Annotated in this window: 7 protein-coding genes, 5 tRNA genes, 4 rRNA genes and 1 other annotated feature; of the genes, 3 read left to right on the top strand and 13 right to left on the bottom strand. The window is 37.0% G+C overall.

The window, feature by feature from the left end; translation table 11 throughout:
• Positions 1-31: 31 nt before the first annotated feature.
• Positions 32-349, bottom strand: a binding site (T-box leader).
• 522 nt (positions 350-871) lie between these two features.
• Positions 872-3202 (top strand): starch-binding protein, encoded by a 2331-nt coding sequence (locus tag EKH84_RS03630; protein WP_127065174.1) that lies wholly within the window; start codon positions 872-874, stop codon positions 3200-3202.
• 115 nt (positions 3203-3317) lie between these two features.
• Complete coding sequence (locus tag EKH84_RS03625; protein WP_013655168.1) at positions 3318-4094, top strand: hypothetical protein; 777 nt, start codon at positions 3318-3320, stop codon at positions 4092-4094.
• A 50-nt stretch (positions 4095-4144) separates the two neighbouring features.
• On the opposite strand, the gene EKH84_RS03620 is transcribed toward EKH84_RS03625, so the two are convergent.
• A tRNA-Gly gene (locus tag EKH84_RS03620) sits at positions 4145-4217 on the bottom strand.
• A gap of 4 nt (positions 4218-4221) precedes the next feature.
• Positions 4222-4339, bottom strand: a 5S ribosomal RNA gene (gene rrf / locus EKH84_RS03615).
• Between the two features lie 184 nt (positions 4340-4523).
• Between rrf (EKH84_RS03615) and EKH84_RS03610 the strand changes: the two genes are divergently transcribed.
• A complete protein-coding gene (locus tag EKH84_RS03610) occupies positions 4524-5030 on the top strand; it encodes a hypothetical protein (protein WP_127065173.1) in 507 nt (168 codons plus the stop codon).
• A gap of 32 nt (positions 5031-5062) precedes the next feature.
• Here the strand turns inward: EKH84_RS03610 and EKH84_RS03605 are convergent, their stop codons facing one another.
• From EKH84_RS03605 to EKH84_RS03555, 11 genes are all read right to left on the bottom strand, one after another.
• Positions 5063-7096: a M13 family metallopeptidase gene (locus EKH84_RS03605; protein ID WP_127065172.1), complete on the bottom strand. Its 2034-nt coding sequence runs from the start codon at positions 7094-7096 to the stop codon at positions 5063-5065.
• A gap of 355 nt (positions 7097-7451) precedes the next feature.
• A complete protein-coding gene (locus EKH84_RS03600) occupies positions 7452-8075 on the bottom strand; it encodes a flavodoxin family protein (protein WP_013655165.1) in 624 nt (207 codons plus the stop codon).
• 501 nt (positions 8076-8576) lie between these two features.
• Positions 8577-8650, bottom strand: a tRNA-Arg gene (locus tag EKH84_RS03595).
• Positions 8651-8656: 6 nt separating this feature from the next.
• Positions 8657-8727, bottom strand: a tRNA-Gly gene (locus EKH84_RS03590).
• Between the two features lie 9 nt (positions 8728-8736).
• Positions 8737-8809 (bottom strand) — tRNA-Lys (locus EKH84_RS03585).
• A gap of 476 nt (positions 8810-9285) precedes the next feature.
• Positions 9286-12188 (bottom strand): 23S ribosomal RNA (locus tag EKH84_RS03580).
• A 613-nt stretch (positions 12189-12801) separates the two neighbouring features.
• Positions 12802-14327: ribosomal RNA gene (locus EKH84_RS03575) — 16S ribosomal RNA — on the bottom strand.
• Between the two features lie 461 nt (positions 14328-14788).
• Positions 14789-14860: transfer RNA gene (locus EKH84_RS03570), tRNA-Glu, on the bottom strand.
• A 4-nt stretch (positions 14861-14864) separates the two neighbouring features.
• Positions 14865-14982 (bottom strand): 5S ribosomal RNA (gene rrf, locus EKH84_RS03565).
• Together the 16S, 23S and 5S rRNA genes with 4 tRNA genes alongside form the textbook arrangement of a ribosomal RNA operon.
• 335 nt (positions 14983-15317) lie before the next feature.
• The gene (locus EKH84_RS03560) at positions 15318-16724 is read right to left on the bottom strand and encodes a sensor histidine kinase (protein ID WP_127065171.1); all 1407 of its coding nucleotides are present in this window, start codon (positions 16722-16724) and stop codon (positions 15318-15320) included.
• Positions 16714-17373 carry a response regulator transcription factor gene (locus EKH84_RS03555; protein ID WP_127065170.1) on the bottom strand — a complete coding sequence of 220 codons (660 nt, stop codon included), beginning with the start codon at positions 17371-17373 and terminating at the stop codon, positions 16714-16716. The genes EKH84_RS03560 and EKH84_RS03555 overlap by 11 nt, the downstream gene beginning before the upstream one ends.
• Positions 17374-17614: the final 241 nt, after the last annotated feature.

Raw genomic sequence — 17614 nt, 5'->3', positions numbered from 1 at the left:
TAAGCCCCCTTTCATCTCAAGCTAATTGCTTGTAAGAGACGAAAGGAGGCTTTCCGCGGTACCACTCTTTTTCACATTAAAATGTGCACTTTTTTAATACAGGTAGAAAAATAAAAAACTCCTATCTCAAAAGAGACAGAAGTGTAATCTGCTATACCACTCTTAGGTGTTTCATTGATACAGGTTTCTACCGATATCTATCCCTTTTAACGGTGGGCCTCCGTCTAGACCTACTTTGTTCAGTCAGCAACTCCAAGGCGAGTTCACTATTTTCTAAATCCTGTTTCACACCAGCCAACAGGTCTCTGACATTTATCCAGTAGCTACTATTCCTTTTCTTAGTTTTTAATATATTAAATTAACATTAGTATATATACTTATCTTATATTTGTAAATACATTTTAGAATATTTGATCTTGATTACTTTTAATATCTTGCATTTATGTAATAATTTGTTACTTATTTTAATTTTTATAAATTTATAGTTGAATATATTAATTAAATATAATATAATTTTCTAATAATTATGCAGCATTTTTTGATAGCTTTTGCTATTTCTCTTTACTTTCTTATCAATCTTCATTTTACTAGTTTTAACTGCTTATCTCAAAACCTTTTACATCTCAATTTCCTCTTACTACTTCACTTTTCTTAAACTATTATTTTGATAATTTTTGGTAACGTTCCCGGCATTGTTACTTTTTGAATACATGATTTTCTATTTATATTTAACTAGAAGATCTGTAGATTATACATTACCTAGGTATATGCTTTTCATTTTTTAACAAAGGAGGTGTATTATTTCATATAGCTTTCTAGGGCAAAAGATTAGATTAAAAAGATAACTATCTAAAAAACAGGGGGAATAAAAGTGAAGAAAAAGTTTTTTACTAAAAAATTGGCTGCCTTTTTAGGTGCCTTAGGTATAGCATTTTCTGTTATACCTACCATAGCTTTCAATGAAGCTGTTATTTATGCTACTACGCAAACACCTAATTTAAACAACATCAAAACTAAAGATGGTATCATTATTCAAATGCATATGTGGTCCTTCAACAATATTAAAAGTAAATTGCCTGAATTAGCTGCAGCTGGTTATAAAGCTGTTCAGGTTTCTCCTATCCAAGGCTGTATTCGAGGAACAGAATGGTGGGCATTATACCAACCAACTAATCAAGCAATAGGTAATCCATTAGGCTCAAGAGATGATTTTAAAGCGCTTTGTTCAGAAGCTGAAAAATATGGTATTGATATTATCGTAGATGCAGTTATGAACCATATGGCTAACAATGGTAAGGGACGTGAAGATGAATGGTCTTCTCAAGTAGTAGATGAATTTAAAAATTGGGACTACTACCATCATGTTGGTCAAAACAGTACACCGGATTACAAGGATAGGTACCGTACTACTCAGGGTGGCATAGGTATGCCTGATTTAAATACCCAGCATCCTGCAATACAACAAAAAGCTATTAACTTTTTAAATGACTGTATTGCTTCTGGTGCTGATGGTTTTAGATTTGATGCTGTTAAACATATTGAAACCAATGTTGGCGAAGATGCTGGTAAGAGCTGGGCTGGTAACTATTGGACTAATGTCTTAGGTAATTTAAATAATAAAAACAATTTATTTATCTATGGCGAAGCTCTAGATGAAGCTAATAGCAATGCTGATAATATTGGAGGTTATGCTAGCTTTATGAGTGTAACTGACCATTATTATGGTAAAACTTTAAGAGATGCCGTTAGGAATTATAACCTACCTGCTGCACAAAGCTGGGATATTAATACTCTTCCTACTGGCACACGTGTTTCTTATGTAGAAAACCATGATAACTATGAGCATAACGAATCTAATATCACTGATGAACAGCGCACTTTTGCTTGGGGTATTTTAGCTGCTAGAGCTAATGTAACTCCTATGTATCTTTCAAGAAGAACAGGTTCAATTGGTTCTATGGGAACTAACGATTGGAATAATGATCAAGTAAAAGCTGTTAACTGGTTCCATAACGCTATGATTGGGCAGAACGAATACCTTCGCTATCCAAATGGTAACACTTGTATGCAAATCGATCGTGGTACTAAAGGTATCGCATTCGTTAATGAAGGCTCTGGTTTTAATTTAAATAATGCACCAACTAATTTAGCTAGTGGTACTTATACTGATAAAGGTGGTTCTGGCCAAAGCTATACTGTTTCAGGTGGTAAAATCTCAGGCTTTGTTCCTAGTAATCGTATTATTGTTTTATATGATAACGGTGGTATTATTATCCCTCCTACTACCAAAGCTGTTACTTGTAACCCAGAAACACCTGTAGTATCTAGTCAAGCTACCATTACTTACGATGCCTCTAACACTGTTTTAAATGGCGCTAGTAAAGTAAATATTCATTGGGGATATGATGGTTGGAAAGGTGCTAAAACCGAAAGTATGACCAGTCTTGGCTCTAATAAATGGAGCTTTACTTTAACTGTTCCTTCTGGCGCTACCACAAATCTTGATTTAGTATTTAATAACGGCGGAAGTACTTGGGATAATAATAATTCTACAGACTATAGTATTACCATTACAGCTAAAGTAACACCTCCTATTCCAGCTAACAGAGTAGCTTATTTTGATAACTCGACTTTTAACTGGAACAACGTCTATGTGTATGTGTATGACGAAAGTGGAAGTACTGTAAAAGAAGTTGCTAAATGGCCTGGCGTACCTATGAATAGTAAAGGTAATAATTTATATGAATATACTTTAACTACTGATTGGACAGATGCTAGAGTTATCTTTAATAACGGTAATACTTCTGCTCAAATACCTGGTTCTGGTCAAAAAGGATTTGCTTTGACAAGTATCCAGATTTATCAAAATAATGCTTGGACTACTTATGACCCTATCGAAATTCCTTCTACGAAGACTATTGCTTACTTTGATAACTCTAGTTATAACTGGAGTAATGTATATATCTATGTTTATGATGAAAAGAGTACTAGCTCTATCCAAGAAGTCGCTAAATGGCCTGGTGTCCCTATGAAGAATGAAGGTAATAGTATCTATAGCTATGAAATCACACAAGACTGGGCGAATAAGAGAGTTATCTTTAATAATGGCTCTAATACCCAAGTTCCTGGTTCAGGTCAAGAAGGTTATCCTATCTCTATCAGTAATATGATCCTTCAAAATGGTATTTGGGCAACTAAATAAGGCTTTCTAAAAATAAGGAAAAGAAGCTACTTTATTATAAGTGGCTTCTTTTTTAATATTTAGGTGATTTATTTTTTATATCATACGATATATATATTGAAAGGAGGTGACACATATGAATATATCTAGCTTTAATTCTATGAACTATTTAAATAGCTATTCTAGTAATCTTTTTAACAGTACCTCTAGTAGCTCTAATGCGTTGACTTCTCTTTTTACTAAGGCAAACTATTATAACACTATTAATAAATATACTATTGCGAATAAATATAGTAATAATAGTACGGCTTCAAGTACGGATACTATCAAAGGAACTAGTTTTCTTTCAAATTTCGATAGTTCCTATAGTAGCTTAGAGAAGGCTTCCTCTAGCTTAAAATCTTCTCTTAAAGAAAATACGTCCGACATAAACTCTATTGTTTCAGCCACTCAAAAATACGTAGATGCCTACAATAATACTACTCAATTTTTAGAAGATAATTCTAGTACTAATACCTATCGTCTTAATCAGCTAAAAAGTTCTTTATCTGCTGTAAGTCTTGCAGGCGGCTCCGCTTTAAGTAGTATAGGAGTCACTCAAAATACAGATGGTACCTTAAGCCTTAATGCAGACCGTCTTAAAACTTCCTTAACTACTAATGCTACTACTACCAATCGCGCTCTTAGTAGCCTTACAAGCAGAAGTGATGTTAGCACTCAAATGGCTCAAAATTCTTCTAAATCTGCCTTACTCAAAGAGCAAAATAAAAAGCTAACCTCAAGTACAGGTATTTCTTCTGAGGATGACATTAGCTATACTAACTTCTTAGCTATGTCCAAGAATCAACTATCTCTGAGAAATTATTACTATGGTTTAGTTTCATCAGGTATATTCATGGATGTAAGTCTCTAAACACGAAAAAGCCCTTAGATTAATTAATCTAAGGGCTTTCGAATTATAAGAGCGCGAGACGGGACTCGAACCCGCGACCCTCTCCTTGGCAAGGAGATGCTCTACCAACTGAGCCACTCGCGCATAAATCTGGCAACCACTTACTCTCCCAGTCAGTCTCCCGACAAGTACCATCAGCCGCTTAGGTCTTAACCTACGTGTTCGGAATGGAAACGGGTGTTTCCCCTAAGCGCATCATCACCAGAAATATTGTCGCCACCTGACGACTTGTTTAGTATATAAGATTTTATTACATATGTCAACACCTATTTTATTTTTTTATTTTTCTTTTAATTCTCACAAAACCTTAACGTCTCCTCTCCCTTTCTTGTGCTAAACTAAAGTTGGAATGTATCTTTTAGTGATTTTATTTAAGAGGAGGCATGGCTTATGCTTAGTCCAAGAAGCAGAAATGCTGGGCAAAAAGTGACAGCTGGAGTTAATACTTTTTATTTGCTATTTGAAATTCTTACAAGCTCTATCGGTCTAGGTTTTACACTTTATATTTTTATAAGTGATCGTGATTTAACAACTCGTATCATAATGGCTTTTCTTATCCTATGTCTTTTGGTTGTGTTTCTTCGTAGTATCATTTTACTGATACTTTACTTTTTAGAACTTAAAATAGCCAAAATTGACCCCTTGGAATTATCAGCTACTTTGACTAATCGTAAAACTCAACTAATAAAAGCACAATCTATTCTTACTAAAATGGCTAGCATTACTTATCTTATTTATGATTATGGTATTTTTATTGTTTGGTTTATTCTTCTTGCATTCTTTGATTACATTTGCTTAAAGCAATTTAATACTAGCAGTTTTATAATTTTTATTATTTCTCTCTTCTTCTGGGCCGTTGGTATTGCACTACTATGGAAGAAGCTTAAGAAAAAATAAGAGGAGCTGTGCCTAGCTCCTCTTATCTCTATTTAATAAATCTTTAATCTATCTTCTGGTTTAACGTACATATCATCACCTTCTTTTACATCATAAGCTTCGTAGAACTCTTCAAATTGCTGTACAACTGCATTAGCTCTTACTTTACCTGGTGAATGAGCATCTAATTGCAATAATTGTTCAGTATATGCTTCTGATGATTTAATACGCCACACCTTTGCCCAAGACTCAAAGAAAGCCTTGTAATCTGGGTTTTTTTCTTTATTTAAAATGTCTAACATACACGAAATAGCTGTGATATCTGCAATATTTTCAGATACTGTCAAATCTCCATTTACCTTTTGCCCTGGCAGAACTTCTATTTGGCTATAAAAACTTCTTACCTTTTTAGTGTTTTCTTCAAATTTAGTATAGTCTTGTTCAGTCCACCAGTTAGCCACATTTCCTTTTTCATCAAAATGAGACCCATTTGTATCAAAAGCATGGCTTATTTCATGAGCAATAACTGCTCCAATACCACCTAGGTTAGCTTCTCTACTTTGATGAATATCATAATAAGGTACTTCCAGAATAGCTGCTGGGAATGTAATATCATTAGCACTTGGGTTATAGCAAGCATTAACGGTTTGTGGTGATATTAAGAACGTTGTCTTATCTACTGGCTGATTTAAGCTCTGTACCTGCTTTGCAAAAGACCAGTCTGCAATATTAAATACATTTTCTACTAAAGAACTTCCTTCTTCAATGGATTTAATATCAAGGTCAGTATAATCCATCCATTTATCTGGATAACCAATTTTAATAGTCATGGTATCTAGCTTTTTAATAGCATTTGCTTTTGTTTCAGGGCTCATCCATTCTACTTTTTGAAGCTTTTCTTTATAATTTGCAATGATTTCTTTTACTAAAGCTTCAACATCTTCCTTTTCTTCTTTAGAAAAAGTTTTCTCTACATAGAGTTTACCGATTTCATCTGAGAATATTCCACTAATAACATTTAGTGCTTGCTCTTCTCTAGAAGTCTCTCCTTCAACACCATATAAAGTAGCTGCAAGTTCCTTATTAGCATTTTCAAACTTCTCTCCTAAGAGTGTAGCTGTTGAGTATAAAAATCTTATTTCTAAAGCATCTTTAATGATATTTACATTTTCTTTTGTATAAATCTTATCGAGGGCCTTCAGCCATTCTGGTTCTTGAAGAATTATCTTAGTAGCCTTATCAAGTCCCATGTTTTTTAACATAGTAGATGGCTTAAGGTTTGGTGCTAATTGGTCTAGCTGTTCTAAAGTATAGACATTATAAATCCTGTCATAGATATTAGGATCAACTGTAACCTCATCTTGACCAATAATCGAAGGTGCTAACATGCTATCTAGTTTAAAAGCATTATCAACTTTCTTTTTTGCTTCCGTTTCTGAATAACCATATAAGACTGCTATCTTATTCAAATACGTATTTATTGCTGTTTTCATTGTCTTAGCCATTTCTGTATCTTTGGTATAGTAATCAGAGTTACTTAAGATTAAACCTGTAGAATTAATATAAACACAGTTTGTGGTACTATCCTTTAAATCTGCTCCTACACCTACATTAAGTAACCCTGTATTTTGTTGAATTCTTAAGTTGTTAAGTAACTTTGTAATCCCAAAAAGATCTTTAGCTGATTTAATTTCATCCATATAAGATTTAATAGGTGTGATACCTGTTTTATTTCTTGCTTCTACATTTAAGTAATTGTTATATAAGTTAATCATTTTCCTTTCGGTACTATTAGCTTTATACTGACTCTGATTTTCAAATAGTTGTTTGAAAATGGCATCTATTTGAACTCTACATTTATCTTCAAGTTCTCCAAAAGTTGAAACAGACGGATAACCAGGTTTAATCACAGCTTCTTGTAACCACTTTTCATTCACGGCTGTATAAAAATCATCCTGAATTCTTACCTGCTTGTTAGCTACTACTGTTGTCTGCTCAGCCGCTATAAGTTGTACTGAAGAAAAAGTCATAACAACAGCTAATAGCACTAAATTCATTTTTTGTCTTGCTTTTTTAATTAATTTCAATTTCTAATCCCCCTATATATCTTTATTATTATTTTTATATTGTAGCTCGTTTTTCCCAGAATAATTCCAAATATAATTATTTCTTTATTAACATTAAAAAAATATAAAGATGCTGTAATCATCTAACCACTATTGCAGAAGCAACTTTGTACCTACTCATTTCTTCCATTCACATTTCCTTCTCTATACCATATCTATCTTTCTTCATTTTTATTTCTTTATTACTTACGGATACTCAACTCTATACCATAATAAAGCTTTATGTATTGCTTCAGTACCGTTCTACAAACAAAATAAAAGACCATCGTCCTAATGATTAGGGCAATAGCCTCTTGCGGAGCATGTTATTTTTATGTTATCTGATAAAGCTTGTTGTTACTTTTTCTTCTCTTTCTGGGATGTTAATACCTACCTTTTTGCCAGCCTCGATAGCTTTTAAGATCCATGCCATGTTATTACCTAGATTTCTCATAATTTGCATACCTTCTAGATCTTGTTTTACTTCGTCTGGATTTGTTCCATGTACCATATTCCAGTAGCTAGAAGATATCACCGGCATATTAGCGATTGTAAAATACTTATTAAGTTGATCAAAAGTGGCTGTTGCACCACTACGTCTACAGCTTGCAATAGCAGCTCCTGGTTTGTATTCAAAAATAGGTTTCCCTGCATAAAAAGCACGGTCTAAAAATGAGGTTAATACGCCTGATGCTGCTGCATAATGTACAGGAGAACCAAATATAAATCCATCTGTTGTCTTAGCTTTTTCTAAAAAGACATTAACACTATCCTGATAAATGCATTTGCCATCTAATTTTCTACAGGCACCACACCCCATACAGCCACGAATAGCTTCTGTCCCTACATGAAAAATTTCAGTTTTAATCCCATTTTTCTCTAACGCTCCCGCTACTTCACAAAGTGCAGTATAAGTACAACCCTTTGCTTTTGGGCTACCATTCACTAATAATACTTTCATGATTAAATCCCCCTTTTAAGTTAATTTAGTTACTACTATTATAGAATATTCTATCTAGCTTGAATACATCACTTTGAATACATCACTTTAAATCCATATTTCTATCTCTATTCTTAGACCCTTCCAATAATTATATAGGGTCATTCCTCCTCATCTTACTTGTTTTAAAACCAAAAGCTTTTTAGTTTTAAAACACTTACAGACATTTAAAAATATCTATTCTATTTCTTTCATAATATGCCTTCTTAATATCACTTTACTTTTATTAGAGAATCTATTTTCTATGTAGATATATAATATACCGCATCTCTATCTTGCTATATCTATCCATCACTCTAAAGATATCTTCATATTCTTGATCTGTTTGTATAAATATAGGCACGTCCGTATCAACCCACTTAATTTAAAATGGAAAAGACTTATTTATAAACACCAAAAGAGGTCACTATTTTAGTTTTCAATAACTAAAATAGTGACCTCTTCTGATTGTAAGCTAAAATACGTATCCACAGGGATTCGAACCCCGGACCCACGCCTTAGAAGGGCGTTGCTCTATCCAGCTGAGCTATGGATACATATAAAGCGGGTGATGGGAATCGAACCCACGTAGTCAGCTTGGAAGGCTGAAGTTCTACCATTGAACTACACCCGCACGTCAAAATGAGCCACCCGGGAATCGAACCCGGGACAACTTGATTAAAAGTCAAGTGCTCTACCGACTGAGCTAGTGACCCGTAAAATTGACTGCTTAAGAATAATACCTTATTTCTAGCTTTAAGTCAAGTGTTTATTACTAATTTCTCAAAAAAACAGGCTTTTCCTCACATATTTGAGCTCATAATCTTATCCTTATCTGCTTTTTAATCTTTATTTGTTATCCTAATGACTGGTTTGATCTTAGCTATATTTCCTTCTAATATTATATATTTTCCTCTTGCTTTATGTCTACTGATTAATCTATTTCTGTAATAATGTTAATTTATTCTCTTTGAACTCTAAATATCTTATAGCTAAAAGGTTCAATAATGGAGTAATCCAAATTATATCGGTTACTAAAACCTTATCTATTGCCTTTATAGATAACCTGTATTATTTTACATATCCTACATACATTATATATAAGTATTTAAACACAAAAAACACCCTCTCGGGTGCTTTGTTCTCTCGTACCTTCAAAAACAAATACTACAACTTGTTTAACCGTTTTATCTAGGTCAAACCCTCGAACCGTTAGTATTGGTCACCTCAATGTATTACTACACTTACAGCTCCAACCTATCTACCTCATAGTCTCTAAGGGGTCTTACTCCTTTCGGATGGGAAATCTTATCTTGTGGTCTGCTTCACGCTTAGATGCCTTCAGCGTTTATCAGATCCAGACTTGGCTACTCTGCTATGCCATTGGTATGACAACAGATGCACCAGTGGTCCGTCCATCCCGGTCCTCTCGTACTAAGGACAGCTCCACTCAAATTTCCTGCGCCCACGACGGATAGGGACCGAACTGTCTCACGACGTTCTGAACCCAGCTCGCGTACCGCTTTAATGGGCGAACAGCCCAACCCTTGGAACCTGCTTCAGCTCCAGGATGCGATGAGCCGACATCGAGGTGCCAAACCTCCCCGTCGATGTGAACTCTTGGGGGAGATAAGCCTGTTATCCCCGGGGTAGCTTTTATCCGTTGAGCGATGGCAATCCCACTTTCATACCACCGGATCACTAAGTCCTACTTTCGTACCTGCTCCACCCGTCGGTGTCGCAGTCAAGCAACCTTATGCCTTTGCACTCTTCGAATGGTTTCCGACCATTCTGAGGTTACCTTTGAGCGCCTCCGTTACTCTTTAGGAGGCGACCGCCCCAGTCAAACTGTCCACCTGACATTGTCCCAGACCCGGGTAACGGGCCATGGTTAGAAGTTAAGTATTACAAGAGAGGTATCCCACCGGCGACTCCACCTAGACTGGCGTCCAGATTTCTCAGTCTCCCTCCTATCCTGTACATGTAATACCCAACCTCAGTATCAAGCTACAGTAAAGCTCCACGGGGTCTTTCCGTCCTGTCGCGGGTAACCAGCATCTTCACTGGTACTACAATTTCACCGGGTGCGCTGTCGAGACAGTGCCCAAATCATTACGCCTTTCGTGCGGGTCAGAACTTACCTGACAAGGAATTTCGCTACCTTAGGACCGTTATAGTTACGGCCGCCGTTTACTGGGGCTTAAGTTCAAAGCTTCGTCCTTAGACTAACCTCTCCCCTTAACCTTCCAGCACCGGGCAGGCGTCAGCCCTTATACATCACCTTTCGGTTTAGCAAAGACCTGTGTTTTTGTTAAACAGTTGCTTGGGCCTATTCTCTGCGGCCTACCTAAGTAGGCACCCCTTCTCCCTAAGTTACGGGGTCATTTTGCCGAGTTCCTTAACAACGCTTCTCCCGTCGGCCTTAGGATTCTCTCCTCATCCACCTGTGTCGGTTTACGGTACGGGTACCTATCACGCAATAGCAGCTTTTCTCGGCAGTGTGGATTCAGCAACTTCTCTACTTTTATTTCGATCCCCATCACACTTCATCCTCGCCTAACGGATTTGCCTGTTAGGTGCGACTTTGTGCTTGGCCCAGGATACCATTCCTGGGTTTGCTTATCCTCCTGCGTCCCTGCAGTTCTGATAATAGGTAGTACTGGAATATGAACCAGTTGTCCATCGACTACGACTTTCGTCCTCGCCTTAGGTCCCGACTTACCCAGAGCAGATCAGCTTTACTCTGGAAACCTTGGATATTCGGCCTACAAGATTCTCACTTGTATCTCGCTACTCATTCCGGCATTCTCACTTGTAATTACTCCACAGCTCCTTACGGTACTGCTTCTGCGTCGTTACAACGCTCCTCTACCAATCCACTATTGTGAATTCCATAGCTTCGGTGGTGTGTTTTAGCCCCGGACATTTTCGGCGCAAGATCTCTCGACTAGTGAGCTATTACGCACTCTTTGAATGAGTGGCTGCTTCTAAGCCAACATCCTAGTTGTCTTCGAAATCTCACATCCTTTTCCACTTAACACACACTTGGGGACCTTAGCTGATGGTCTGGACTGTTTTCCTTTTGACCACGTGTCTTATCACTCGTAGTCTGACTGCTGACGGTATCTTGATGGCATTCTTAGTTTGATATGCTTCGGTAAGCTTGTGGGCCCCCTAGGCAATTCAGTGCTTTACCTCCATTAGACTCCTATCAACGCTAGCCCTAAAGCTATTTCGAGGAGAACCAGCTATCTCCGGGTTCGATTGGAATTTCTCCGCTACCCACACGTCATCTCCACCTTTTTCAACAGATGTGAGTTCGGACCTCCATTACCTTTTACGGTAACTTCATCCTGCACATGGGTAGGTCACCCGGTTTCGGGTCTACTAACAATGACTATTTTGGCGCCCTATTCAGACTTGGTTTCCCTTCGGCTTCGTACCTCCTGGTACTTAACCTTGCCACAGCTAGTAACTCGCCGGACCGTTCTACAAAAAGTACGCGGTTGCGCATCATATGGCGCTTCCACTGCTTGTAAACATAGAGTTTCAGGTTCTCTTTCACTCCCCTCCCGGGGTTCTTTTCACCTTTCCTTCACAGTACTATGCGCTATCGGTCACCGAGGAGTATTTAGGCTTGGGGGGTGGTCCCCCCGGCTTCCCACAAGGTTTCTCGTGTCTCGTGGTACTCTGGATACTGCTAGGCTTCACTTGGATTTCGCTTACGGGATTATCACCCTCTTTGATGAGACTTTCCAGACTCTTCAGCTATCCGCAGTCTTGCCATGACGCAGTCCTCAACCCCAGATTACAAGTAATCTGGTTTGGCCTGTTTCCCTTTCGCTCGCCGCTACTTAGGAAATCGATGTTTCTTTCTCCTCCTGAAGGTACTTAGATGTTTCAGTTCCCTTCGTTCCCTTCCTATAGTTATGGATTGGCTATAGGATGACAGAGGTTTGCTCTGCCAGGTTTCCCCATTCGGATATCTACGGATCAAGGTTTATTTGCAACTCCCCGTAGCTTTTCGCAGCTTATCACGTCCTTCATCGGCTCTCGGTGCCAAGGCATCCACTCTACGCTCTTAGTAGCTTGACCTATAATGATTAACTTTCGTTAATCGGTCGTTTGTGCCTTGTTAATCAACTTTCGTTGAATACAAAGAATATTTATTATCGGTTAAATTGTAGATTTTACACCCTGACAAACATTTTTGCATTATACAATGCGTGTACATTTATCCATTTGGATAACGATTTCTAAATGCCATCTGCATAGTCATACATCTGTCATTAAGAACTCTGTTTATCGTTAGGCGCAAGTTATATTGCTATAACTTACAAATCTATAATTGTTGTAGTATTTGTTTTTCAAAGTACGATGATCACTTATTAAGTAATCTTTATTTTGCCGTTGCTTACTGCTGACGACTTGTATAATATTACACTATCACATTACATAAGTCAACACTTATTTGATTTTTTTTTTGTTTTAATGCCCTTTTCTCATTCCTCTATGCTTAATAGTTATGATAAAATTTATTTCTAAATAATACTTAACATATAATATGGGATTTACAAAAGTCAAATAATTATAATCATTTTTTATCGTACTCTTAAGCAACAAAAAAGCACTAAGCTTAATGCTTAGTGCTTTCCATAAACTTTCAAAACAAAACAGTAACTATTAAACCTTCGATTTCTATCCTTAGAAAGGAGGTGATCCAGCCGCACCTTCCGATACGGCTACCTTGTTACGACTTCACCCCAGTTATTGGTTTTGCCTTAGACGGCTCCCTCCCCGAAGGGTTGGGTCACCGGCGTTGGGCCCCCCCAACTCCCATGGTGTGACGGGCGGTGTGTACAAGACCCGGGAACGTATTCACCGCGACATTCTGATTCGCGATTACTAGCGATTCCAACTTCATGTAGTCGAGTTGCAGACTACAATCCGAACTGGGACTGCTTTTTTGAGGTTTGCTGACTCTCGCGAGATCGCTTCCCTTTGTAGCAGCCATTGTAGCACGTGTGTAGCCCTAAACATAAGGGGCATGATGATTTGACGTCATCCCCACCTTCCTCCAAGTTATCCCTGGCAGTCTCTCTAGAGTGCCCAACTCAATGCTGGCTACTAAAGATAGGGGTTGCGCTCGTTGCGGGACTTAACCCAACATCTCACGACACGAGCTGACGACAACCATGCACCACCTGTCACTTCTGCTCTAGCAAGCTAGAGAAAGAGGCATTACCCTCTAGTCAAAAGGATGTCAAGTTTAGGTAAGGTTCTTCGCGTTGCTTCGAATTAAACCACATGCTCCACCGCTTGTGCGGGTCCCCGTCAATTCCTTTGAGTTTCAATCTTGCGATCGTACTTCCCAGGTGGAATGCTTAATGTGTTAACTTCGGCACCGAGACCCGTAAGCCCCGACACCTAGCATTCATCGTTTACAGCGTGGACTACCAGGGTATCTAATCCTGTTTGCTCCCCACGCTTTCGTGCCTCAGCGTCAGTTATGGTCCAGAAAGCCGCCTTCGCTACTGGTGTTCCTCCGAATCTCTACGCATTTCACCGCTACACTCGGAATTCCACTTTCCTCTCCCACACTCTAGTTCATCAGTTTCAGAAGCAGCTTAGAGGTTGAGCCCCTAAATTTCACTTCTGACTTAACAAACCGCCTACGCACCCTTTACACCCAGTAAATCCGGATAACGCTCGCTCCCTACGTATTACCGCGGCTGCTGGCACGTAGTTAGCCGGAGCTTCTTAGTCAGGTACCGTCATTTTTTCTTCCCTGCTGATAGAAGTTTACAATCCGAAGACCTTCTTCCTTCACGCGGCGTCGCTGCATCAGGCTTGCGCCCATTGTGCAATATTCCCCACTGCTGCCTCCCGTAGGAGTTTGGGCCGTGTCTCAGTCCCAATGTGGCCGTTCACCCTCTCAGGCCGGCTATGGATCGTCGCCTTGGTGGGCTGTTATCTCACCAACTAGCTAATCCAACGCGGGTCCATCCTATGCCGATAAAATCTTTACTATAATAATCATGCGATTACCGATAGTTTATGCGGTATTAGCGTTCGTTTCCAAACGTTATCCCCCTGCATAGGGCAGGTTACCCACGCGTTACTCACCCGTCCGCCACTAAGTTCTAGGAGCAAGCTCCTATCACTTCGTTCGACTTGCATGTGTTAAGCACGCCGCCAGCGTTCATCCTGAGCCAGGATCAAACTCTCATAAAAAAGTTTGTCCGTGTAGTATTTCTACTACTGACTATTTTACTTAGTACAAGTTGTACTGATTCTCATCTCTTATTAGAGACGTAATGAATCGACTGGTTTATAGTTACTATTTTGTTTTCAAAGTTCATTTGTTACCTTTGGTTTTTCAACCGCTGACTCGTTTAATAATACAGTATTTCCTTACTTAAGTCAACCCCTTATTTATAGTTTTTTACTTTTCTTAATTCCTTAATATATAATTAATATATAAGAAGCTATTTGTCTTAATATTTAAACGAGCTTTAACTGATTCTGTATTCATATCTTTTACCAATCTATCAATCACTTCATAATTAAAGTACTATCTTTCTGATTTAATAATGATAGGCTACCTCTGCTATTACTAATATTTTATATTAGAGATACTATTTACATATACAAAAAAATCTCAGTTAGGAAATCCTAACTGAGATTTTAAATAATGACCCATACGAGAATCGAACTCGTGTTACCGCCGTGAAAGGGCGGTGTCTTGACCGCTTGACCAATGGGCCATAAATTTGGCAGCCACCTACTCTCCCAGTCAGTCTCCCGACAAGTACCATCGGCCGCTTAAGTCTTAACCTACGTGTTCGGAATGGAAACGGGTGTTTCCCTTAAGCGCATTACCACCAAAAATTTCGTCGCTACTTTGCCTAGCGACTTCTATAATGATACAGGAATTGTATACATATGTCAACTATTTTTCTTTAACTTTTACATATTTTTTATCTATATACTTTTTAAGCCTTTTTTATTTTAACAAGTAATTCCTGCTTACCTCAATTCTTTACTCCCCTTCATCAATTAACTTTGTAATGCTATAACTCTCCTAATCATTTGGGTCTTCTTTCCTTAATTAAGTATTGGCTCTCCGATAAGTATCGGGGTCTATGAAAAATAATTGAATAATAAGTTCAATAAATAGTTAATTTTCTTATTTTCTAATAGTACATAGTTTATAATTTAGCTTTATATTCTTAAAGCAAATACCACTTTTACTTTAGTTCCTTCGTTAGGCTTTGATTCAAAAGACAATCTTGCATGATGTTTTCTTGCAATCTCTTCACATAACGCAAGTCCTAATCCATTTCCTCCCTCAATTCTATTTCGTGATTTATCTACTCGATAAAATGCCTCTGTAATATGACTAATCTCTTCTTTTGTCATTCCCTTTCCATTATCTATTACTTCAATAATCTTTTCGGCCCCTTTTTTATAAGCCTTTAATGTAATAGATCCCTTAGTCTCATAACATGCTTTAATTGCATTATCTAATAAATTAACTAGCATACTTTCTATTAAATCTTCATTGCCATAAAGTTCTTTAATGGTACTAGAATATGTATATTGAATCCCTTTCTCCTTAAGTTTAATACTTTCAAGTTGTGCTATTCTATCAAGTAACTCGCCCATATTAATTATTCTCATATCAATTTCTACTTCTTCACGTAGAGCTGACATACCTAATAACATTTCTGATATACTCTTTAATCTCCTACTTTCATCCAAAATAAACTGGGTAGAGACATACTTATCTTCTTCTTGTAGACGTGTTTTTTGCATATATTCTGCATAACCATATATGGCTGTTAATGGTGTTCTTAATTCATGAGCTAAATTATCTATTAACATCTGCTTTTCTTTTGCATTTTCTTCAAGTGTCTGCATCTGATCCGTAATCTTATCGGACATAGTATTAAAGCTATGTACCACTTTTGCTATTTCTCCTTCTCCTTTTATATCCAATCTTTCCTCGTACTCTCCCTCAGCTATTTTCATAGAAACATCCGATATTTTCTCTAATGGTTTAAATAAATATTCAAAAAGAATTAACAAACAAATGCTTAAAATGACTGTAAAAATAATTGCCACTATAAATATAGAAACTGTATTTTTAATCCAGTCATCTACTATGTTTGTAATATCTGCATAGTAAACAATGGCATACTGACTATACTGCTCCGGTAAATAACCCGCTACTCTAATGTATTTTCTACTCTCAATGTTTGTGATGCCTACTTCCCTCTTATCTCTTACTTTACTAATCTTGCTCATATCTATTATGATTTCTTGTGGCATATTGGTATAAAGGCATTCTTTCTCTTTATAAACTTGTAAATAAATGCCTTGTCCTTCATATTGTTCTTTATAATCCTTATAGCATCTCTTAATGGACTCATCTACGGTGTAGTTTTTCCTTTCTAGTGCAAGCAAACTCTTTAAAACATTATTAGTTAAAAAGTAATGTTCTCTGAGATAACTTTCTTTGACTCTAGTAAAATCTTTTTTTACATTAAAGACACAAAACACAATAAGAAGCATATAAAAAAATGCTAAAAATAATCCTAAAACCCATCTATACGTTTTATTTTTCATACCATACCTCTAATCGATAACCTAATTTATATACTGTTGCAATTTGACCTTCTAGTTCTAACTTTTTTCTAAGCCTTTGAATATGAACATCTACCGTGCGTGTCTCACCCATATAATCATATCCCCATATCATTTCTAATAGTTTTTCTCTAGATAAAGCTACATTTCTATTTTTTATAAGCACTTCTAAGAGTTCATATTCCTTAGGCGTACAATCAATGAGCTTTCCTCTTAAATAAATCTTTCTACTCCCAAATTCGACTTTGACTTCCTTTACTTCAAAGACATCTTCCCCTTTTCTAGTTCGCCTTAGTACAGCTTCTACTCTTGCTAGAAGTTCTAACATCTCAAAAGGCTTAATAATGTAATCATCTGCCCCCATTACTAAACCTTTCACTCGATCCTCTACATTACTCTTAGCTGTTAGTAATATAGTTGGTGTATCTTTCATTTGCTCTAATACCCCAAATCCATCTAATTTAGGGAGCATGATGTCTAAAATTACTAAGTCAACGTTCTTACTTTTAATTAGCTCTAGTGCTTCCAATCCATTCATTGCAGAATAACATGTATGCCCTACTAAACCTAAGTTTCTTCTTACTAATTCATTAATGGCTATCTCATCTTCTACTACTAAAATTGCTGCCATCATTTCACCTCCATTAATACTGTTCTTATTCACCCATATATGACGCATTTATTTATATAAAAATCTACTTTTACTCTATCTCTATATTCTTCATATCTTCATAGCAAACCTTATTTATTCTATTATCTCATATATCGTTTGAAATTTTTATACTATTTTGATTTTTTACAACTCTGAAACAACTTTGTGATAAAATCTATATATTCCCTTTTTATAATCATTTTATCAATAACAAATTCAT

Origin of the sequence: Cellulosilyticum sp. WCF-2 (assembly GCF_003990395.1) — a bacterium.
In the GTDB taxonomy this organism is placed as follows: domain Bacteria; phylum Bacillota; class Clostridia; order Lachnospirales; family Cellulosilyticaceae; genus Cellulosilyticum; species Cellulosilyticum lentocellum.
This window is presented reverse-complemented; position numbering and strand designations above follow the sequence as displayed.

Coding starts and splice junctions, on each gene's coding strand:
- EKH84_RS03610 (WP_127065173.1), top strand. CDS start 4,524: ATGCTTAGTCCAAGAAGCAGAAATGCTGGGCAAAAAGTGACAGCTGGA.
- EKH84_RS03560 (WP_127065171.1), bottom strand. CDS start 16,724: ATGAAAAATAAAACGTATAGATGGGTTTTAGGATTATTTTTAGCATTT.
- EKH84_RS03600 (WP_013655165.1), bottom strand. CDS start 8,075: ATGAAAGTATTATTAGTGAATGGTAGCCCAAAAGCAAAGGGTTGTACT.
- EKH84_RS03555 (WP_127065170.1), bottom strand. CDS start 17,373: ATGGCAGCAATTTTAGTAGTAGAAGATGAGATAGCCATTAATGAATTA.
- EKH84_RS03625 (WP_013655168.1), top strand. CDS start 3,318: ATGAATATATCTAGCTTTAATTCTATGAACTATTTAAATAGCTATTCT.